Annotated in this window: 17 protein-coding genes; 15 read left to right on the forward strand and 2 right to left on the reverse strand. The window is 59.4% G+C overall.

Going from position 1 to position 21,542, the window contains the following annotated elements; translation table 11 throughout:
* Nucleotides 1-11: 11 nt before the first annotated feature.
* The 10 genes from DPM33_RS00305 (at nucleotide 12) to DPM33_RS37335 (ending at nucleotide 10,776) form a co-directional block, all read left to right on the forward strand.
* Nucleotides 12-1,223 (forward strand): TraB/TrbI/VirB10 family type IV secretion system protein, encoded by a 1,212-nt coding sequence (locus tag DPM33_RS00305; RefSeq protein ID WP_112094923.1) that lies wholly within the window; start codon nucleotides 12-14, stop codon nucleotides 1,221-1,223.
* 12 nt (nucleotides 1,224-1,235) lie between these two features.
* Nucleotides 1,236-1,508, forward strand: a complete 273-nt coding sequence (locus DPM33_RS00310; RefSeq protein ID WP_112094924.1) for a DUF2274 domain-containing protein — start codon at nucleotides 1,236-1,238, stop codon at nucleotides 1,506-1,508.
* A gap of 579 nt (nucleotides 1,509-2,087) precedes the next feature.
* Nucleotides 2,088-3,779 (forward strand): putative bifunctional diguanylate cyclase/phosphodiesterase, encoded by a 1,692-nt coding sequence (locus tag DPM33_RS00315; RefSeq protein WP_112095822.1) that lies wholly within the window; start codon nucleotides 2,088-2,090, stop codon nucleotides 3,777-3,779.
* A 110-nt stretch (nucleotides 3,780-3,889) separates the two neighbouring features.
* Nucleotides 3,890-4,411, forward strand: coding sequence for a ubiquinone biosynthesis methyltransferase UbiE (locus DPM33_RS00320; RefSeq protein ID WP_112095824.1), 522 nt, complete (start codon nucleotides 3,890-3,892; stop codon nucleotides 4,409-4,411).
* Nucleotides 4,408-5,586 carry a class I SAM-dependent methyltransferase gene (locus tag DPM33_RS00325; protein ID WP_112094925.1) on the forward strand — a complete coding sequence of 393 codons (1,179 nt, stop codon included), beginning with the start codon at nucleotides 4,408-4,410 and terminating at the stop codon, nucleotides 5,584-5,586. The genes DPM33_RS00320 and DPM33_RS00325 overlap by 4 nt, the downstream gene beginning before the upstream one ends.
* The gene (locus tag DPM33_RS00330) at nucleotides 5,583-7,949 is read left to right on the forward strand and encodes a SpoIIE family protein phosphatase (RefSeq protein ID WP_112094926.1); all 2,367 of its coding nucleotides are present in this window, start codon (nucleotides 5,583-5,585) and stop codon (nucleotides 7,947-7,949) included. The genes DPM33_RS00325 and DPM33_RS00330 overlap by 4 nt, the downstream gene beginning before the upstream one ends.
* 1 nt (nucleotide 7,950) lies before the next feature.
* Complete coding sequence (locus tag DPM33_RS00335) at nucleotides 7,951-8,511, forward strand: slr1658 superfamily regulator (protein WP_167448896.1); 561 nt, start codon at nucleotides 7,951-7,953, stop codon at nucleotides 8,509-8,511.
* 18 nt (nucleotides 8,512-8,529) lie between these two features.
* Nucleotides 8,530-8,868, forward strand: a complete 339-nt coding sequence (locus DPM33_RS00340) for a slr1659 superfamily regulator (protein WP_112095828.1) — start codon at nucleotides 8,530-8,532, stop codon at nucleotides 8,866-8,868.
* A 1,600-nt stretch (nucleotides 8,869-10,468) separates the two neighbouring features.
* On the forward strand, nucleotides 10,469-10,639 hold the full coding sequence (locus tag DPM33_RS36050; RefSeq protein ID WP_167448897.1) for a hypothetical protein: 171 nt from the start codon (nucleotides 10,469-10,471) through the stop codon (nucleotides 10,637-10,639).
* 14 nt (nucleotides 10,640-10,653) lie between these two features.
* Nucleotides 10,654-10,776: a hypothetical protein gene (locus DPM33_RS37335; RefSeq protein ID WP_281004750.1), complete on the forward strand. Its 123-nt coding sequence runs from the start codon at nucleotides 10,654-10,656 to the stop codon at nucleotides 10,774-10,776.
* 564 nt (nucleotides 10,777-11,340) lie between these two features.
* Here DPM33_RS37335 and DPM33_RS00360 read toward each other — a convergent pair.
* Complete coding sequence (locus DPM33_RS00360; protein WP_112094930.1) at nucleotides 11,341-12,858, reverse strand: PAS domain S-box protein; 1,518 nt, start codon at nucleotides 12,856-12,858, stop codon at nucleotides 11,341-11,343.
* A 480-nt stretch (nucleotides 12,859-13,338) separates the two neighbouring features.
* On the opposite strand from DPM33_RS00360, the gene DPM33_RS00365 reads away from it, so the two are divergent.
* Nucleotides 13,339-14,196, forward strand: coding sequence for a thermonuclease family protein (locus DPM33_RS00365; RefSeq protein WP_245441935.1), 858 nt, complete (start codon nucleotides 13,339-13,341; stop codon nucleotides 14,194-14,196).
* Nucleotides 14,197-14,639: 443 nt separating this feature from the next.
* Here DPM33_RS00365 and DPM33_RS00370 read toward each other — a convergent pair whose 3' ends face one another.
* Entirely contained in the window at nucleotides 14,640-15,773 is a 1,134-nt protein-coding gene (locus DPM33_RS00370; protein ID WP_112094932.1) for a helix-turn-helix domain-containing protein, read from the reverse strand.
* 493 nt (nucleotides 15,774-16,266) lie between these two features.
* On the opposite strand from DPM33_RS00370, the gene DPM33_RS00375 reads away from it, so the two are divergent.
* Genes DPM33_RS00375 through DPM33_RS00390 form a run of 4 tightly spaced genes read left to right on the forward strand, consistent with a single transcriptional unit; the run spans nucleotide 16,267 to nucleotide 21,528 of the window.
* Complete coding sequence (locus tag DPM33_RS00375) at nucleotides 16,267-17,280, forward strand: UDP-glucuronic acid decarboxylase family protein (RefSeq protein ID WP_112094933.1); 1,014 nt, start codon at nucleotides 16,267-16,269, stop codon at nucleotides 17,278-17,280.
* Nucleotides 17,281-18,267 (forward strand): UDP-glucose 4-epimerase GalE, encoded by a 987-nt coding sequence (gene galE, locus DPM33_RS00380; RefSeq protein WP_112094934.1) that lies wholly within the window; start codon nucleotides 17,281-17,283, stop codon nucleotides 18,265-18,267.
* Nucleotides 18,264-20,105 (forward strand): glycosyltransferase family 2 protein, encoded by a 1,842-nt coding sequence (locus DPM33_RS00385; RefSeq protein WP_112094935.1) that lies wholly within the window; start codon nucleotides 18,264-18,266, stop codon nucleotides 20,103-20,105. Before galE ends, DPM33_RS00385 begins: the two co-directional genes overlap by 4 nt.
* A gap of 16 nt (nucleotides 20,106-20,121) precedes the next feature.
* Nucleotides 20,122-21,528, forward strand: coding sequence for a UDP-glucose dehydrogenase family protein (locus DPM33_RS00390; RefSeq protein WP_112094936.1), 1,407 nt, complete (start codon nucleotides 20,122-20,124; stop codon nucleotides 21,526-21,528).
* Nucleotides 21,529-21,542 lie beyond the last annotated feature (14 nt).

The raw sequence follows: 21,542 nt of genomic DNA on the forward strand, positions 1-21,542 counted from the left end.
GGGATCCGCTCATGACTGACACGTCCCATTCCGCCCCTGCGCCGAAGCTTGATCCCGATCAGCTGCAGCTGCGAGCGTCGCCCCGCCGTGCTGTGCGGTTCAGGCGCGGCGTGATCATTGCGATCGCTGCAATCGGATCCGGTGCAATATTCGGTGTCACCATGGTCGCGCTTAGGGCCCCAGCTCTGCGCATCCAGGACTTAACGGAAGACCGCTATAACACTGAACGCAAGCCGACAGCTGAGGGGCTTGATAGCCTGCCTAAGGACTATTCGGCGATGCCGAAGGCGCCCGTGCTTGGACCGCCGCTGCCTGGCGATCTTGGCCGCCCCATACTTGAGCGACAGCGCCAGCTCGGTATCGCGCCGGGGCAGGAGACGTCCGCCGAGGAGCAGCGCCTCGCCCAGCAAGCTATCGAGGCACGCGAGTCGCAAGTCATGTTCCGGATCGACAACCGATCCAAGCAGACAGAAGTCGCGGGCGGCGGAAAGTCTGTCCAGCAGCCATTTGAAGCGCTTCCGCAAGCCGGGGCGGCACCCGCATCAGCTTCGGTCGCGCCGGCCGAGGGCGACCAGAACAACCAACAGCGGAAGCTCGATTTTATCAGCCAACGGAGCACAGGCGGGATCTACAATCCGCATGCGCTGCAAACGCCGGCTTCACCCTATCAGTTGATGGCCGGCAGCGTGATCGCGGCAAGCCTCATCACCGGCATCAATTCGGATTTGCCCGGTCTGGTCGTCGCGCAGGTCACCGAGAATGTGCACGACACTGTCACAGGCGGCAGCCTACTGATCCCGCAAGGCTCACGTCTGATCGGCACCTATGACAGCGTCGTCGCTTTTGGACAAAAGCGCGCATTGCTGGTCTGGCAGCGAATAATCCTGCCAGACGGCTCGTCGATCGAAATCGACAACCTGCCGGCGACGGACACTGCCGGTTATGCGGGCTTGGACGACGAAGTCGATTTCCACACCTGGCAACTGATCAAGGGCGTGGCTTTAGCCACGTTGCTGGGCGTCGGCACCGAGTTGAGTTTTGGGGAGAATGAGAGCGACCTCGTCAAGGCAATCCGGCAATCCACGCAGCAGAATGTCAGCCAAGCAGGTCAGCGCATCACGGAAAAGAACCTGAATATTCAGCCGACAATAACGGTCCGTCCCGGTTGGCCGCTTCGCGTAGTTGTGCACAAGGATCTCGCGCTGCGGCCGTACGCGGGCTGAAAAGGAGGGCCGATGGCAAACCTGAAACTAGGAAAACTTCCTGACCGGACGCCGTCGAAGATCACCATCACAGTTAGCGCGGGTCTGAGCCAGGTGCTGCAGGAATACGCGGCACTTTACCGTGACACGTACGGCGAGTCTGAAACAGTGGCTGAGCTCATTCCGTTCATACTGGCCGGCTTCCTGGAAGGTGACCGGGCGTTTGCCAAGGCTAGAAAAGAAGCTCTGCAGGCTGCCCGCATGCCAGGAAAACCGCGACGCCTGCCGGATTCAAATTCTGAGTAGTCAAGATCGAGGGTTGGTCAAGCTTGAGCATGGTGCGCGCCAACTCCTCACCGCTGCTCGCGGAGCTTGAACGATTTTTGGCTGTCACGGCCTATTTAGTCACTCGCCATGGCGAAGCCTATACACCGAAGCGCTTTCGGCGCCGCTTTCGAAGCACGGTGGGTCCGCCCGGCCCAAAGTGGGTCTGTGTACCGTTTGCAATTGGGGCCGGGTGGGATTATCTCGAAGCGTTCCGACAGCCCCTACAGGAGCGGTCGGTCGAAACATGGCTGAAAACAGCCCCGCACAGCGAACAATTCTCCCCCAAGGTGCCTGCTATAGTTCCAATCACGTACCGTGTTATTTTCAACATTTGCTAATTTATGTGTTGTTAATGAAAAGAGGCGTTCAGCGTGTGGATAACGTGCCGCCAATAACAGTGGAGCACGATGTGTCGCACGCTAAACCGGCGAGTTGAACTTTGCCAAGCCTGTCACTTATGTTATTTCTAGCCTAGGGGAGGGTAATTTATACCGATGGAGGTGGCCTTTGCGTCCAGAGGCATCAGGCGTCGGCACAAAGAGTGAGAAGCCCTCCTCGATCGATGTTTCACGTGTCGACGAAGCGCTTCTCGCTGACCTGTTAGCGAATACGACTGAACTTTTATCGCTCTACAATCGCGACTTTCGGCTAACCCACTACGCTGCCAGGCTCAAAGGCCTGTACGGAGACGCGGTGGTACCAGGCGCCGCCATTTGGGAGATCTACCCAAGCTTCCTGGATACCAGGTGCCGCGACGAATTCCTTCGGGTATTTCAGGGCGGCTCTGCGGCAAGCATCGAATTGCCGCGCTCATCGGGCGAAGCGCCTAGGTCCGTTTTCGTCTTCGGCACCGCAAATGGTGTCGGAATCATCGAATCACAGGGGCAGGGAGGGCGCAGCGCTGCGGAGGAGCAGGAGCATCTAATTCTGCTCCATCAGGCGACCCATGACGTGCTGACCGGGCTGCAGAATCGACGGCGATTTGGAGAGCGACTACAGGAAGCGCTGGCGGCAATCGGCGGCCCAAAGCCGAAAGCCGCCCTGCTCCAAATCGACCTTGACGATTTCAAGTCGGTCAACGACACGCTCGGCCATGGAGCGGGCGACACGCTTCTGCAACTCGCGGCAGGTCGAATCCGTGACGCGCTGCAAGATGGCGAATCTGCATATAGGTATGCCGGCGACGAGTTCGCTGTCATCCAATTGGGCAAGGAGCAGCCCGTGGAAGCAGAGCGCCTCGCCGGAACCCTGGTCAAAGCCTTCAAGGACCCGTTCGTCATCAACGGCATTCCCGTCTTTGTCGGTTCAAGCATCGGTATTGCTTTCGGGCCCGAGCACGGTACCGATGGCGAGCAGTTGATGAAAGCCGCCGACATTGCCCTTTATGCAGCCAAGACGGATGGTCGCGGCTGCGCCCGAACATTCAATCGCTCGATGCTGCTCTTACTCGAGCAACGCGAGAATCTCAGGCGCAGCCTTCGGACCGCGCTGGAGCGAGGCGAACTCTATATTGAATATCAGCCGCTGATCCGGCCTCCTTCATCGGTGATCGGTTTTGAAGCGCTGCTGCGTTGGCGACACCCCGAGATCGGCATCATCCCGCCCAGTGTGTTCATTCCTATCGCCGAAGCCGACGGTCTGATGGACGAGATTGGACGATGGGTGCTCGAGCAAGCCTGTCGCCAGGCGTTGGCATGGCCTTCCTGGCTTACAGTCGCAGTCAACCTGTCTCCGGCTCAGTTTCTGAGCGGCTCGCTGACAGATACGGTCGCTCAGATTATCGATGCAGTTGGAATTCGGGCTGACAGAATTGAACTTGAGATAACCGAAACGGTTCTTCTTGAGAAGACAATTGATAATATCGATACATTAAATACGCTGAATGTATTGGGGATAAGAATTTCGCTCGACGACTTTGGGACGTACTACTCATCGTTGAGCTATCTTAAGAATTTCCCGTTCGATACGTTGAAGATAGATCAATACTTTATTAAGGACTTGGAAATTGATCTCAAGAGCCAAACAATCGTGCGATCGATCATCAAGCTGGCTCACGGACTGGGTATAAGCGTCACCGCCGAGGGGGTCGAGACGTCGGCACAGGCACGGTGGCTGGTCGAGGAGCATTGCGATTGCCTGCAAGGCAATTTCCTGGGAGTGCCGCTTGGAGCCGAGGCAACCAGCGATTTCATCAGGCGGTCGCCGTCGAAGGGGGGGCGAGCGTTGGAGGAATCAAATCGGGCGCTCTAGCTCTGCACTCTTTGTGGAGGGGGAAAAGCGATCGAACTGGATACCGCGCAATGCGGAAACTCATCACGAGAGGCGGTCAAATTTCCGTCTCGCAGGTCAGGAGGATGCTGATGGGATCTGTTCATCACGAACCGGCTGGAGGGCCGACTTTTGAGCCGCTGATCCAGGTCGACATGGAGATCAAGACTTTTGTGTCCGCTTGGCAACACTGCGACTATGTCTCGACATACATGGCCCGGATGATCAGTCAAAAGCGATCAGACTCGGTCCGGCATTCGAATCTGTTTTCCTCTGCCTTCAACGAATTGCTGGAAGTCGCCTTCCGTACGCGCCATGCCGAGGGCGAGCTGGCCTGCAGGGTGTCTCGCCAAGGCGCGACGGACAGAATCGAGCTGACAATTCCTTGCGTGCCGGAGGAACGCCAGTTCTACCAGGAGGCCGTGGCGCAAGTCGCCGGATTTGAGGCCAGGGAGCGATATCTCAATTCCGTGTCTGGAGATCTGGCGCCCAGCAGGGAGGTCGTACTTCTGGAACTGGCTGTCGACTACAACGCGACACTCAGGGTGGAGGAGGCCGAAGGCGACGCGATCAAACTTGTCGTGGATCTTCCACTTGAGGGCTTGCAGCATTGAGCCCTTACATCCTCCATCCGCGCTTCAAGGCGCAATACGACCCCAACAACCAGGAATTCTCCATATCCGGGGTGGTTCGGCCGCAGGCGATCGATGAGCTTGGGCCCAGCCTGGCATTGCTGCGCGACGCGATCAGTTGTGTGCGCGGCGTCCTCTACGTCAACGTCAAACGCCTGACGCAGATGAACAACGCCGCGTTTCACGCTTTTTCGAGGGTCATCATTGACGCCTGCCGCGCGCGACCCGATCTCAGGTTCGTCGTCATCACGTCGAGCGTCGTCGGATGGACCTCGCGAAAATTCGGTCGCTTGAGCGGGATCGAGCCGAACGTCACGGTCGAGGAGTATGATAGCGAATTCTATCCAGGCCAGGGCTTCCTCGAGGAAGGCGGGTTCGTCCCAATCCTGCGCACGCAGACAAAGATGACCTGGCGCCACGAGCGCGCCATCCTGCCGCGACACGGCATGAGGCCCGGAATAGTCATGGCCGACATCTGTTGCGGGATCGGCGATTTCGCCGTGCTCGTGCAGAAAGAATTCCAGCCATCGCGGATCGTCGCCCTCGACCACTCCATATCAAGCCTGGACTACGCCCGGCGAGTGATGCGGGAGTTCGATATCCGGGGCATCGAATATACTTATGGCGATGCGTCCGAAATGCTGCTCGACGAAGCGCAGTTCGACTTGGTCACCTGCCGACATTCGCTTCAAATCTTCAATCGGCCGGAACTCATCCTCAAGGAACTCTACCGCATATGCAAACCCGGCGGGCGGGTCTACATCACCAACGAAAAGAATTCCCATTGCCTCGGCGAGCCGCGCGCAGAAAGCATTCGTTGGACATACAATGAAGTGGCGAAGCTGTTCGCGCATTTCGAGATGGACGTCGAGCTTGGGCCGAAGAGCAGGCGCTACCTGATGGAGGCCGGGTTCGAGGACATCCGCGTCGAATCCTTCATGGTCACCAACCTGGACGGCGATCCGCAGGACTTCGCGGATGTCATTGAAGCCTGGGCGGATGTCTACGCGGGCGAGATGGCTGCCAAACGCGGCGATGGACCGGAGTTCGTCGCACGGTTCCGGCAAGGTTTCCAGGACCACATTTTCGCTGCGCTCCACCCCAAGGGTTATGCGGGTTGGCCGATCTGGATCGCATCGGGGCGACGGCCGCAATGAAAGCCGACAACGAGCCCGCACCGCGCTTCGGCCTGCGCTCCTTTCGGGCGAAATTCGTGTTGGTCGTCGGCGGCGCGGTACTGTTCGATCTCTTGCTGAGTGGTGGTCTGGCGCTTTGGAACGTTCAAAAGCTGTCGCGCGACGCCACATCGGAAGTCGGCGAGGGCCTGACTACCGCGAACCAGGAATACATTCGCTCCTATGCCCAGTCCACGGCGACAAGTGTCGACCTGCTGCTCGATCGGGTCCATGGCGAAGTCAAGGCGCTGGCCGGCGTGCTGCAGGCCCAGATCGACGATCCGACGAGGCAGCAACAGGTCGGAGCGACCCTTGCACATGGAGCGCCCGCCTCAGTGAGGATCGTCTACGACGCGCAGGGCAATTGGGCCCAGAATCTGCCTGGCGCGCCGTCCGTAGTGAGCGTCTGGGGCTACCTGCTAGGCGCCGACCACAATCCGCTACAGGGCGTTCAACAGGAGATAGAAGACAGCGCCGTGATCGATCTCGTCGCGCCGTCTCTCATGGCCAGCGGGTCGTCCAAGCTACAGATGTATTATATCGGTCCGAAAGAACGGCCGATCTTCAGGACGGTGCCGTATACGAACCAGGCGCAGACCTTCGACCGGCTTTATCCAGGCCACAACAAGGCGGAGTTCTGGGAGTTCTTCTTTCCGGGGATCTATGGGTCATGGCAGCAATGGGCCAGCGATCCGGCCTTACGTCCGGTCGCCGACGACATCACTCAAACAGCGCCTTACACCGATGCGATCACGGGAAAGCTGATCGTCAGCTTTTTCCACCCGCTGTGGACGCGCGATCGCACCGGCATCGCCGGCGTAGCGGGTGCGGACATCACTCTCGATCAGCTCGCGGAAGTCGTCGAGCGCGTGAAGATCGCGGAAACCGGGTTCGGCTTCCTCACCATGTCGACCGGCAATGTGGTGGCAATCAATCCATCGGGCCAGGCGATCATCGGCCTGACTTCATCCAATGATGCGGGCACGCAGGGCGTCACCGGCCTGGAGAGGTCGCTGCGGACAAGCGCCCAACCGGCCATCGCGTCGCTGCCCCTCGACCAGAACAATGATGGCGTCATTCAGCATATCATGCTCGACAACAACGGCGCGCGTGTGCCTTACATCGTCGTCCTCAAGCGGTTGAAGCCGACCAATCTGTGGAGTTCGGGACCGATCAAGTCCGAAACGATGTCGGTCGGGATCGTCGTTCCCGAACGCGAGATTTATGCCTCCCTGTTCGCCGCGCAGCAGAGTATCTCCCGCGCGACCAATCGCATCCTTCTCTTTCAGGCGGGCGCGATTTTCTTTTCGCTTCTGATTGTCTTTGCGGCGGTGCTCGGAATTTCGAAGCGGATCACCGCCGGCCTCAGGGCGCTTGCCAGCGCCGCCCAGCGGCTCCAGTCCAAAGACTATTCCGTCCGCGTGAGCATTCCAACGCGTGACGAGGTTGGAGCGGTAGGCGTCGCCTTCAACCGAATGGCCGAGCAGATCAGCTTTCACACAGAAAACCTCGAGCAACTCGTCGACGAACGAACCAGGGAGCTCGGTGACGCAAATCAGGAGATTTCCGCGCTCAACGAAAAGCTACGGGACGAGAACATCCGGCTCGGCGCCGAGCTCGCGGTCGCTAGGCGCATCCAGATGATGGTTCTACCGAAACCGTTCGAGCTCGAAGCGATTCCGGGGCTTGAGATCGCCGCCTATATGCGGCCGGCCGACGAGGTCGGTGGCGACTACTACGACGTTCTGCAGAACGGATCACGGATCAAGATCGGCATCGGCGACGTGACAGGTCACGGTCTCGAGAGCGGCGTGCTGATGCTGATGGTCCAATCGGTTGCACGTGCGCTGCAGGAGACCAACGAAGGGAATCCGCACCAGTTTCTCGATCGGCTAAACAGAGCAATCTACAAGAACATCGAGCGCACGAACACCGGCAAGCATCTCTCGCTAGCCTTTCTTGACTTTGAGGATGGACGGGTAACGCTATCCGGCCAGCATGAGGACGTTCTCGTCATGCGCGCGGGCGGGGAAGTTGAACGCATAGATACGCTTGATCTGGGTCTTCCGGTTGGTCTGGAGAATGACATCTCGCAGTTCATTGACACGCGTGACATCGCGTTCGGCAGCGGTGACGTGATCGTGCTGCACACCGACGGCGTGACCGAGGCGGAAGATGAGGACAAGAGACTATTCGGGTTCGAGCGCCTCTGCCAGAGCGTGCAAAAACGTCACGGCAGCAGCGCCGAGGACATCAAGACCGGGATCATCGATGATCTGATGGCCCATATCGGTCTCCAGAAAATCCACGACGACATCACCCTCGTGATCATAAGGCATACATAGGATGACAGCGCTGTTCGGTACCCCTGACATTGCAATCGGGATGAAGGAGAGCGTCAGTCGCCTGCGGCTGTTCGATGGACCTCTCGACCTGAGTTGGCGACATTGTGCCACGACCTCGGACTTCATTGCCGATCTTTTCGCGTTGCGCTTTCAGTCATCCCGCAACGACTACGTGGAAGTGCGGCATAGCATTGGATATGTAGTCAACGAGCTCATCGAAAATGCGGTCAAGTTTCGCGCACCGGGTGAGATCGTGATTGAGGCGTCGATGGATTCGGAGAGCTTCAAGCTGAAGGTGTCGAACGACGTCGATAATGAGAATGCGTCTGAGTTCCAAAGTCTCCTCGCGGACATCACAGTTGGCGACCCCAAAGACCTGCTGATCCAACGAATTGAAGCGAATGCCGCGAATCCTGATATGGCGGGCTCCGGACTTGGATTGCTGACGTTGATGAGCGACTATGGCGCACGCTTGGCCTGGATATTCAGCCCCGCCGATAAACGCGATCGGATTTGCCTGGAAACGTACGCCTCCATTCCGATGTCGCAAACGCACAACTAGATGAAACGAAGCAAGGCAATGGAAATCAAGACGGATGACTACCGGGTATGGGTCGAAGGAAGTGAGATTTTTCTAGACGGTGCAATGCGGCTTGCCAGTTCGGAGGCAGGTGCGCCCGTCATGGCTTTGGCAAATAGGGTCCTTGACTCGAATCCTTCGACCATTACGCTCAATTTGAAGGACCTTCAATTTCTTAACTCTTCCGGCATCAATCTGCTGGCGAAATTCACGATTGAGGTGCGCAAGCATCCCCATGTCCGTCTCGTCGTGCGTGGAACGCCCGACATACCCTGGCAATCGAAATCATTGCCGAACCTGAAGAAGCTGCATCCCGCCCTGGTGCTTTTGATGAATTAATCGGTTGTCAGAAAGGCAATGCGCCTCTGCAATCGTCAGCTGGCTGAGGCGGCGATGAAAGGCGCCAACCGAGATCGAAGCAACGCCCGATGCGCTTCGGCGCACGCGTTCTTGGGTCTTGCGGTCGCTGGTCGTGCTCCGACATAACCAAGCGCGATTTCGGGACCGCGACCGTATGCCCGCCGATGAAAATCACGAGATCAGCTGCTTAGCCAAGCAGTAACGGCTCACACCCGACTGCGTTCGGGAACTGATCGGCGTTGTCTATGCTGTTCCTCCTGATGGACAGACAACCGCAGCCTGCAGGAATGCTTCCCCTTTTCTCTCTCTACGCATCAGCTAACAGAACGCACAGCTGTGTGAGATTGAATCAACGTCGAGGGTCGCGTTCTCATCGTCACGCCGCGGAACGGGCATTTTCGTGCCGTCGGTGGAAAAGTAGCGAGCCTGTCGCCCGATGACGCCGAAGTGCATGTCGCTGGCGTTGCCTATCAGGAGCACAGGCAGGCGGCATAGCGCAAGCAAGCCGCAGAGAAGTGCCAGAACGCGAGACGCGCGTGGGTGCCTGAGCACTCCGTAGGGCTCCATGACAAGACCGGCGGCCGATGTATACTGTTGGGGAATGGACACTTGAAAACCTCGGCCGCCGGCACTGGGCGTGGCGCGCCAATAAAGGCGCATACTCAGAGTCAGGCGTGATTGGATCGCCTTCAATCAGGTTGCCCGTTTATTGTGAACAAGCGGTTACTTTTCATGGGGTCAGCCCGTACCAGCAAGACTTGTGATCCACTATGGCAGCAGCGCCGGCCCCCGATCCCAATCCATCGGGATGACGGTACTTTTCGGAAGGGGAGGCTACACGCCGTGGTCTCAAGGAAAGCTCCGATTGACCCACAAAGCCGGGAGGACTTGGCCTGCAGCTATTATGATTGTAGCAAGGCGCCACCATATCGCGCCCATATCCGATCGCAGTCCCATTTTCTCAGGCTCGGCCTCCCTGGCAACCCATAGAGGACCATCGCACCGCGAACATCGTAGCCGAGCACCGACGCGTTGGCTACGAACTGGATGGCTCGCCCCAAGCTGAGGGTGCTGAACCTAGCTTCGGTTTTGGTGGTGAGATCAACGACACCAAGAATTTCCGCATCGCTTCCTCTGCCGGCCAAAACGGCTGACGAGATCGCATCGTCCAAGGCAAGAAGCATGGCAGGTCCCCGTAAACGCATTCTAACTTTGGCGCGCGGAATTGGTTCCGCGCCCGGCACGGAAGATGGCTTCCCGCAGGGAATGGATTGGCGTCCGTCCGCGGTCAAAGACCGACAGGGAATTGAAAGAGCTACTGTCGACATTCGCGCAAGAAGCGTGGCGGGGTCAGAATGGCGGATCGGAACCGGCGACGCGCGACGGAATCCAGAACGCGACGGAATCCAGAAAATGAAGCGGGAGATCGGCGCCGCGAGCAAGCTCTCAACCTTAACAAATGAGGAGGCGGACAGTTGCCTCAACGTTCATACTAGAATGCTCTAGGCTCCCGAACTGAGAGCAACCACCTTTGCCCGCTGGCTTCGGCCGGGGAACTTTTGGACGTTGAGCAGAAAATATGACGCCGAACACGACAGCGCTGGAGCGGGCGTTTTCCCTAGCGGAATCCGGCAAGTATTCTACCGTACAGCACATTCGCGACACGCTTCGGCGCGAAGGTTATGACGTCCAGCAGCTCACAGGCAAAAGCCTGATTAAGCAATTGCGGGAGATCATCCGCCGCACCTGATCGGAACTTAAAACATGGAAGAGCATTTCTTAGCCATCTTCAGTGACAAAGAAACTGTGATCGTCGAAGCTTGCCTGCTGGTTGCCGTGCCCGTGTCGATCGGCATGGCCGTTCTATCGGCTGGCCTCTTCCACTGATGAGCACGCGAGGCACCATTTTCGTGCCCAGTTGGATCCCTAACAACGTGTCGGACCACACTGGCATGGACGTGCTGGCAGTAGCCGAGATGGTGGACGAGCTATTCCTCGCACCGGCTGGGCGATAAGAAAAAGCCCCCTCGAGAGTTCGAGGGGGCCGCATTTGTTTGAGCGGTGTGGCTCGGCGAACGCGATCTCGTTCGGCCTCGATGTCGTTATAGGGCTCTGCGGTGGAGTCGAACCCTGTCCAGAGGCCCGCCTCGTAAGCGCTACGCCGCTCGTCAATATTGACGGAACGCTCTCCACACAGGATCCGTTCCGCCTCGCCGGTAAGCCGATCATCCACCCTGGCTCTCACCAGACTAACGCCGCGGCGCGCGCCCCGCATAGGCCTGGAACAGCTTGACCGCGCCGTTGTTCGCGTCTTGCTGCATCTTCACCCTTGGCTCCGGCATCTCGATCAATACGTCCATTCGACGAGGCCGCTGCAAGCGATGGCATCTGATGTTTGCATAATGTCTGCATTGGGCCGCGTACGGACAATATGGAGGAGCGGCTCGGCCATCAGGGCGAGAATCTTTCAATATCGATCGTGATCTCAAGGACAATTCCGGTGGCGTCCCAATCTCGCACGACTCTGCCAAGCTCACTCGCCGCGGCGCGGATCAAGCGGCTGCCGAAGCCTTCGTCTTCGGTGGCGACCGGAGGTGGCCCTCCAACCTCTCGCCACTGGACAATCACCTTACCGTCGCTGTTGGAGCAAGTGATGTCTATCCAGCCGGCGGCTGCCGAGAGGCAGCCATGTTTGGCAGCGTTGGTGGCGAATTCATGTAGCAAGAGAGAAAGCGGCGTGATCATCGCCGGAGGCGCCGGCAGATCGATGCCACTGATCGTGAAGCGGGGATGTTCGTCGGTTCCCTGGCGGTATGGCTCGAGGATTGCGGCGATCAATGCATGTAGGCTCGTCGCGACGTGAACCGAAGGGCCAGTCGCGGGGAGCATCGTCAGCGCATGCGCCCGCGCGAGGGCGCTGAGGCGGTCGGAAACGGTGGAGGCGAGCGCGGCCGGGGTTTCAGCGGCTGGCGCGCTCAAATTGACGATGGTGCGTGCGATGGCAAAGAGATTCTTCACGCGGTGGTCCATCTCGCGAAGCAGCAGCTCTCGCTGCTCATGCGCGCGCAGCCGTTCGGAAATGTCACGGCCGATCTTGGAGACACCGACGATCGCGCCGGACGCGTCCGCGATCGGGGAAGCGGTCAACGAGATGGGAATGCTGCTGAAATCCTTGCGCAGGCGAACGGTCTCGAAATGCCCGACATGCTCGCCATTGCGAATGCGCCCCAGAATCTCGCGCTCCTCGTTCTGGCGATCGGGCGGTATCAGCGCCATGAGAGGACGTCCGACCATTTCCTCGCGGCCGTAGCCGTAGAGCCGCTCGGCGCCGCTGTTCCAGTCCGTGACGATGCCATCCATATTGGTCGCGATGATTGCATCATCCGAGGATTCGACCAGCGCGCTCAGTCGCGCTGCTGTCGTTTCCGCCCGCTCCCGTTCGATCGCAAAGCCGAGCTGACGGGCAATGGTCAACGCCAGTTCGCGTTCACGATCGCCGAAGCGGTGGGGTGCCGGGTAGTAGACCATGAACTTGCCGATGAGCTCGCGGGAGCTGGCAAGCGGGATAAAGGCCAACGCTTGGATACCCTCGCCAAGGACGATGTCGATGAGCTGCCGAGATTCACCGCTGAGACGAATATCCTCGACAAAGATTGGCTCGGCGTCGTGCTCATTGCAGGTCCAAGGTGTGTGACCGTTGACGGCCCTGCGATAGTCTTCAGAGAGAGAGCGCCACGCGACAAAGCTCATGACGCCATGGTTGTCGAATCTCAGGATCGAGGCGCGAGACGAACCGAGGGCGTCGCATATGGCATCCAGAGCTGCATCATAGATCTCGTCAAGGCCGTTGGCCCGGTAAAGTCGGTCGGTGAGACGAAAGAGGACGGCTTGCTCGCGGACAATATCGCCGTCGGCAGGCTTAAGCTGGCCTCGCCCCATGCCCGCATTACTCACGGCCCCGTGCTGCATGGCTCCATCCCACGGGTGGCTCTATTGAAGTTCGACCATCCTTGACCAGATATCACTGCGTCCAGGTCCAGGCCCCTGGATTGCCGACTACGACCCCAAAGCCAAACAATATGCGCCTTGCGCAGTTTCGCAATAGGGACTTCGGCCGTGACGATGGTTAGGATCGCCAGTCGTTGTGGCTTGCTTGGACCGGGTTTTAGACCGAGTTCAGGAACAATGCCCGGCGATTCGACGCCAGAAGCTGGCCGAATTGCTACGCCGTCAATTTGCGAGCGAGGCAGTGCGGTGGCATCTGCTTGGGCTTCAGACCTTTCACGTTGAAAAAGTGTTGCCCGATCGACTTAAGACGTTGCTGGACCACCTCGCCAAAAAGGAAGACGGTAGGCTGCGGCAATGGGCGGAGCCGAGAAAGCGCCGGCACCACCCGATTCGACAAAACGTGCAAAAGTCGCATTATCCCGTCCAACGGGATTTGGGGATGTGACCGGGATAGATAAATCGCGCTACGACAACCGCTCTGACCAGTGGTGGCGACGCACTGGCGCCAGACGCTCACGTGCCTCGCCATGGGCCGGCGTGCCGCTTCGTCTGGTGCTCGTAACAGTCGCTGCGGTCTCCGCCCTGCTCACGCAATTCGTCATGCACAACAGCGGGCCCCTGCCGGAAATCAATCTGCAGAACATCATCAAGCCGAGGCCGGTGTCGATCGTCGGCGTTGCCTCGGTGATCGACGGCGACACGATCGAGATCCACGGCCAGCGCGTGCGCTTCAACGGCATCGACGCGCCGGAGAGCCGGCAATATTGCGACGATGCGAAAGGCTTCGAATATCCCTGCGGCCGCCGCTCCGCCGAGGCTCTGGACAAGTTCCTGGCGGCTTTCAGGCCGGTGCAATGCGCATTCGTGACATGGGACCGCTACGGGCGCTTTGTGGGCAACTGCATGCGCGCAGACCGGGCCGATGTCGCCGCCTGGATGGTCGGGCAGGGGCAGGCGCTGGACTGGCCGAAATACAGTAACGGCGCCTATGCCGCGCAACAGGCCAAGGCGCAGGCGGCAAAGCTCGGCCTATGGGTCGGCAACTTCCAAGCTCCCTGGGATTGGCGGGCGCAGCACAGCGATGGGGCGCAGGCGCCGTCGACGCCGACCTTCGCGCTTGGCAGCGGCAATGCCGGCTGCAACATCAAGGGCAACATTTCGGCGGAAGGCGAGCGAATCTACCACGTGCCCGGGCAGAATTACTACAGCGTCACCATCATCAACCCGCCCAAGGGGGAGAGGTGGTTCTGCTCGGAAGCCGAGGCTGTCGCGGCGGGATGGCGGCGGTCAAGGCGATAGTTGATCGCGTCCGTCATTTCTACTGAAAGAAGTTTATCCGCTAAGTCGGACATTCGCCACATGAGCCGCATTGCTTATGAGGATGACATCGGTCCCCGCAACCAATTTTGTCATCAATCAATAACCGACCCGGTTTGAACAATCGGGGCGGTTTTTTGCGTTTGGACGAAAGAGCAATCGCCGCGCGGCGCTAGACAGCTCATCATGGCGTCGAGAAGTTGCGGGAGCGCGCCCAAGTTAGCGCGCCTAAGCGCGGTGTACCGCGCCCCTAATGGGGAACCCATTTCACGCCTCAAAAATGCAAGTCTGCACAATCGCCCTGCATTCTTAGAAGCAGACTTAGCAGTTGGACGAAATGGAATCGATCGGGCTGAGATCGATCGGAGGACGAGGTTTGACATGAGTCTGTCGCTTGCGGGTCACCACATTGGCCTTGATCAACCTCATGTATGCACTCCGAGCGTTTGCAGCAGACCTTCGAAGGTTACGGCGCTATTCTCCACACGCGCATCGAACTGGGCATCTGAACTCTTACGATGCGTGCGGATGTTGCTTGGACTGTAACCGAACTGCTGCGTGAAGGCGCGGCTGAAATTCGCGGCCGAGTCGTAGCCTATCGCCAGGCCCACTTCGGCAATCGTGCGCCGGTCGGACGGGTCCGTCAGCATTCTGTGGGCCGCCAGAAGACGATGTTGGCGAATGTACTTCGCAACACCGCCAACGGGTTCAAAGAGTTCGTAGAGCCGCGTCCTCGATATCGCAAGCTCGCGGCTCAAGGCCTCGGGCGTCAGGTCCGACGAGATGAGGTTCTTGCGGATCAAGCGCCGCGCCCGCGTCATCAAACCGATCTGAGATACACGCTCGCTGTCGTCGCGATCTAGGAATGGTGCCACGGTATCGAGGATCATTTCTAGCAAGCGGCTCTTGATGCCCGGCAGGTCATCCTGTGAGAGACCGCTAAGATTGGTCTCAAGGCCAACCATGTGATCGTAAAGCAGCTTCACCCTGCGACCACCGAGGACGGTATTGCTGCTTGCCGGCGGTAGGCCGCCGCGATCCGCAAACTGATCGTCCGGAACGACAAGCGTGAGCGACTCCGACGCCAGGGCACGCCCCCTGAATGGGCTGCCAAGCGAACGGATCTCCATCATGCCGGGCTCGTTTTCGGCTACCCGTCCGTCGATACCCGTCCATGAGCGGCCGGTCCTGAGAAATGTAATCAGCCAGTGGTCGAGCGGACTGAACCGAACCATGTCCGGCGAACGTTCATAGCTGAAGGCAGGCACGGTCTGTTGCAAGAGCAGCATTCCGCCGAGGTTCCAAACCGCCTGGCGAACGGGAAACCCATCATCCGGTGCGACGTTGTCCGGCAGCCGCGCTTCCACCAGCGGGGACATATGTCCGCGCCACGCCGGGAACTGCTCAGGAGGGGAGAGGCTCTCCGTTTCGAAGCGCAGCGCAACGAGGGACGCTGCCGTCTTCTCGTCCTTGCCGAGAGGCTCTTGAGACACGCGCGGCCAGCGTCGGCGTTCGACGGGCACTGGCGTAGCAGGGGTCGCGTTGTTTTCTTCAGGCATCTTGCAGTCCAGTCACTACCCGGAATGCGACCAAGCCAAGGCCTAGAACGGTTTTCGTTAAAGTTCTCCTAGTTTTGTTCGTTCGCGGACTTTCTGCGCGCCGTTTCGATACGATGCAGTTTGCCCCTTGTTTCGCACCGGTCACGGCATGGCGGCGAGGGTGGACGCGCCGGCACCCTGACACCCGGCGACGATGGTTGCTGGAAGTCCGCTGAACAGCAGATCGGAGCATCTGCGCCATCAATTGGAAGCCCAGCCGTTGCCGCAAGCATCGGGGGAGCCAACGGCATCCCGCAAATTTACCCTGGCAGATCGTCCGAGAAATGGACGTTTTGATAAGTATCCGGATTTCCCGATATCGCTACGCCCCGGGGGAAGCTGCTAATTCCGGCATCAGTTTGGGCCATGAAAGACAACTGCGGATTCTTCCGAGATCTTCTCGAGTAACGAAGGTCAAAAAGTCGTCTTCTGGGAGTTAGTGAGGCAGGCGGCGATGAGTATAGTTTTCAGCTCCAAGAATCTCAAACCTCTGTCTACTTCTAGGCGCAGGATCCTTGTAGCAGGTGGTGCAGGGTTCCTAGGTTCCCATCTCTGCGAGCGCCTCCTGATCGAGGGCAATACGGTCCTTTGCGTGGACAATTTTTCCACCGGCCGCTTGGAAAACCTGCGCCATCTCAGGGGCTTCGAAGGGTTCAGCTTCGTGCGCCACGACATCGTCGAGCCGCTCGATCTGCCGGTTGACGAAATCTACAATCTGGCCTGCCCTGCTTCGCCGCCGCACTACCAGCTCGACCCGATCCACACGATGAAGACGAGTGTGATCGGTTCGCTCAACCTCCTGGAACTCGCTGTGCGCAACCAGGCACGGATCTTCCAGGCCTCCACCTCGGAAGTTTACGGCGATCCCCACGTTCACCCGCAGCCGGAAGCGTATTGGGGCAACGTCAATTCGTTCGGTCCGCGGGCCTGCTACGACGAGGGCAAGCGCTCGGCCGAGACGCTGTTCTACGATTTCCACAAGCAGCACCGGCTCGACATCCGCGTCGTGCGCATCTTCAACACCTACGGTCCGCGCATGCGTCCCGATGACGGCCGCGTCGTGTCCAATTTCATCGTCCAGGCTCTCAAGGGCGAGGACATCACGATATATGGCGACGGGTCGCAGTCGCGTTCGTTCTGCTACGTGGACGACCTGATCGAGGGCTTCCACCGGCTGATGTACGCCGAGCCGGCCATCCACACACCCGTGAACATCGGCAATCCGGGCGAGTTCACGGTCCGTGAGCTTGCGGAGCGCATCGTCGCTATGACGGGCACCAAGTCCAAGATCGTTTACCACCCGCTGCCGGTCGACGATCCGCGACAGCGCCGACCCGATATCTCGATTGCCAAGAAGGAACTCGGCTGGGAGCCGACTGTCGCGCTGGAAGACGGCCTGAGGTCGACGATCGCCTATTTCGAACGCCAGCTGACGAAGACTTCCGCGAAGCTCGTCGAGGCTGCGTAAATGTCCGCGAACACTGTGCTTGTGGTTGGTGGGGCAGGGTTCATAGGCAGCCATACGTGCAAACTGCTGTCGAAGCAGGGTTACGAGCCTGTCGTCTACGACAACCTCTCGACCGGGCATCGCGAGGCGGTGCGCTGGGGAGCGTTCGTCGAGGGTGACATCCTTGACACAGCGCACCTGATCGCTGCGCTCGAGGAGCACAGGCCGTCTGCAATCATCCATTTTGCCGCCTCGGCCTATGTCGGAGAGTCCGTCGAGAACCCGGCCAAATATTACCGCAACAACGTCGCCGGTACGCAGTCCCTGCTGGAAGCATGCCGCCTGACGGGCACGCGCAACGTGGTCTTCTCGTCGAGCTGTGCCACCTACGGCGTTCCCGACAACCTGCCGATCCAGGAACGGGAAATCCAGCAGCCTATCAATCCTTACGGTCGCACGAAGCTGATCGCGGAACATATGCTCGCCGACTACTCGGCGGCCTATGGCCTGCGTTTTGTGGCGTTGCGCTATTTCAATGCATGCGGCGCCGATCTCGATGGCGAGCTGAAGGAAGCTCATGATCCTGAGACGCACCTCATTCCACGTGCGATGATGGCTGCTGCCGGCACGATCGATTTTCTCGAGGTTTACGGCGACGACTACGATACGCCGGACGGCACCTGCATCCGTGATTACATCCATGTTCTCGACCTAGCTCGCGCGCATGTTCTGGCGGTCGAGCGTCTCAGCAACGACGGTGGAAATCTGGCCGTCAATCTCGGTACCGGCCGCGGAACGTCCATCCGTGAAATCATTAACGCTATCGGCCGTATCACGGGTCGCAACGTGCCGATCGAGATGCGTGCCCGCCGTGCCGGTGACCCACCAGCGCTTTATGCGGACCCCTCGTTCGCGGCCGAGAAGCTCGGGTTTCTTGCGGCCTATTCGGACCTGGACACGATCATCCGCTCCGCAGCTCCGACCTTCGGCCTCGAGCTACGGGGATGACAAAGTCCCGGCTCGACATGCCCACAAGGGAGGATCCCTTGATGGTTCGGATATTCCCCGGCCGCAAGCGCGTCGAATATGTCATCGGCGTCGCGCTCTGGGTGGCCGCGCTGATCTACTTCTGGCAATGGTGGATCCTGGAAGCCGTCCATACACACCTTTTCGGCTCAATCATGGTCAGCGCGCTGCTGGCATGGATAACCATTCTTCCGGTCTACTTCATCACCATCTTCATCAATGCGCGCAAGCCCGCCGGACAGCTGCGCATCCCGACCGGGAGCCGGGTTGCGATGGTGGTGACGAAAGCTCCATCGGAACCGTTCCACGTCGTGGCGGAAACCTTGCTGGCAATGCTGGCGCAGAGCGTGCCGCACGACACCTGGCTTGCTGACGAGGATCCGTCACCCGAAACGCTTGCGTGGTGCCGCGATCACGGCGTGTTCGTCTCCACGCGAAAGGGGCGTGCCGACTATCATCGTCAGTCCTGGCCCCGCCGCACGCGATGCAAGGAAGGCAACCTCGCCTTCTTCTACGATCACTATGGCTACGAAGGCTATGATTTCGTGTCGCAGCTCGATGCGGATCACGTCCCCGAGCCGGACTATCTGTTCCAGATGCTGCGTCCATTTGCGGATCCGTCTGTCGGCTACGTTTCGGCCCCAAGCATCTGCGACCGCAACGCACGTGAGAGCTGGTCCGCCCGCGGACGTCTCTACGTCGAAGCAAGCATGCACGGTTCGCTGCAAGCCGGCTACAACGGCGGCTTCGCGACGGTCTGCATCGGATCGCACTATGCTGTCCGTACGACTGCGCTGAAGGAAATCGGGGGCTTAGGTCCCGAGCTCGCTGAAGATCATTCGACGACGCTTTTCATGAATGCGCATGGCTGGCGCGGAGCGCATGCGCTGGATGCCATAGCCCATGGCGACGGGCCACGCACCTTTGCCGACCTAGTCACGCAGGAGTTTCAGTGGTCGCGCAGCCTGGTGATGATCCTTCTCCAGTACACGCCCAAGCTAATCGGCCGCATGCCGTTGCACTTGAAGGTGCAGTTCTTGTTCTCTCAGTTCTGGTATCCGCTCTACGCGTTCTTCCTGGCCATGATGTTCCTGTTGCCAGTAATCACCCTGGCCTATGGGGACAATTTCGTAAGCGTGACTTACCCGGACTTCCTGCAGCACTTCATGCCGCAGTCGCTGATGATACTGGTCATGGCGTTCTGGTGGCGGGCCAGCGGAACGTTCCGGCCCGTCGACGGCAAGATCCTGAGCTGGGAGGCGATGCTCTTTCTGCTGGCCCGCTGGCCCTGGGTTCTGGCGGGAACCTTTGCGGCGTTCCGCGACTGGCTGACCGGAACCTTCGTCGACTTCCGCGTCACCCCCAAGGGCGCGGCCGATGTCGATGCGCTGCCGCTGCGTGTTCTGGCGCCATACCTGTTCGTGGTGCTGACATCGATCCTTCCCGTGCTGCTCGTCCAGGACGCCTATCAGACTCGCGGCTTCTACGTTTTCGCCATCGTAAACGCGTGCTTCTACATCGTGTTGCTGGTGATGATCGTAGTGCAGCACGCACGTGAAAACACCGTCCGCTACCGTACCCGCATCTATCAGCCAGCGCTCGCGGCCGGCCTGCTCGCCCTGGTCTCGCTACCGACCCTCGCCACCGCCGAAAGGGGTCGTGACGGCATCGAGGCGCTCGCCTGGGGAACGCGTAGCTTCACGCTCTTCGATGATCGCTTCTCCGTCGCCGGCGCAGGCGTCGGCGGTCGCGATACGCACAAAACCATATTCAGTCCACGCTGGCGCGTAGGCGATGCCGGCGAACAAAGACAGCAATAACAAGGGATGTGTTGACATGAAGATTGCGATCATCGGAACCGGCTATGTCGGGTTGGTGAGCGGGACCTGCTTTGCTGCCTGGGGTAACGAGGTCGTCTGCGTCGACAAGGATGCCCACAAGATCGGGGCACTTCAGGGCGGCGCCGTGCCGATCTACGAGCCGGGCCTGGACGAACTGGTTGAGCGCAATTCGGTCGCCGGCCGTTTGAGCTTCACATGCAACCTTGCCGAAGCCGTCAAGGGAGCCGCGGTCGTGTTCATTGCGGTTGGCACACCGCCGCGCCCCGGCCATGGCGATGCGGACCTTTCCTTCGTTTACATGGCCGCTCGCGAACTCGCGCCGCTGATCGACGACAATACGGTCGTGGTGGTGAAGTCGACCGTGCCCGTGGGGACAGGCGATATTGTTCACAAGATCGTCGGATCGACGCGCAAGGCCGGGACTTTCTCGGTTGCTTCCAACCCCGAGTTTCTTCGCGAAGGCGTCGCGATCGAGGATTTCCTGCAGCCTGACCGGGTGGTGATCGGCGTCGAGGACAAGGTCGCCGAGGCGCGCCTGGTCGCGCTTTATGGAATTCCGCTGGAGCCTAAGAAGACACCGATCGTCGTCACGCGCCGGCGCACTTCGGAGCTTATCAAGTATGCCGCAAACGCTTTCCTTGCGACCAAGATCACCTTCATCAACGAAATGGCTGATCTCTGCGAGCAGGTTGGCAGCAATGTTGGCGAACTGGCGCTGGGCATGGGACTCGACAAGCGAATCGGGACCAGCTTCCTCAATGCGGGCCCCGGCTACGGCGGCTCGTGCTTCCCGAAAGACACCATGGCGCTTCTGCGCACCGCGCAGGACTATGGCGTGTCGGTGCGCATCGTCGAAGAAACCGTGACAGCCAACGAAGCCCGCAAGCGCCGGATGGCCCTGAAGGTCATGGACGCTCTCGACAATGACGTGCAAGGCCGCACGATCGCCGTTCTGGGTCTCACCTTCAAACCCGACACCGACGACATGCGCGACGCGCCATCGGTTCCGCTGATAGAGACGCTGCAGCGTTTCGGCGCCCATATCCGTGCCTATGACCCGGTCGGCGCAGAGAATGCCAGCCGCATCCTTTCGGACGTCGAACTCCACGACGATGCCTATGAATGCGCGCGCGGTGCGGACGCCGTGGTCGTCGTCACGGAATGGGACAGCATTCGCAAACTCGATCTGGCGCGCCTGAAAAAGGTCATGCGTCAGGCCGTTCTGATAGATCTTAGAAACGCCTTCGCTCCAGGCGTTGCCGAAGCCCTCGGTTTCCGGGTTTCGGCAATTGGTCGACCAACGTCTCGACAGGAGACGACTGGCACGGTCTCCCGCACGCATGCGGGCCCTCAGGAAGCACCGAGATCGCAGCAAACTCACGAGAACAGCATCGGAGGCTAAGTTGTTAACACGTA

The organism is Mesorhizobium hawassense, from assembly GCF_003289945.1.
GTDB classification, from domain to species: domain Bacteria; phylum Pseudomonadota; class Alphaproteobacteria; order Rhizobiales; family Rhizobiaceae; genus Mesorhizobium; species Mesorhizobium hawassense.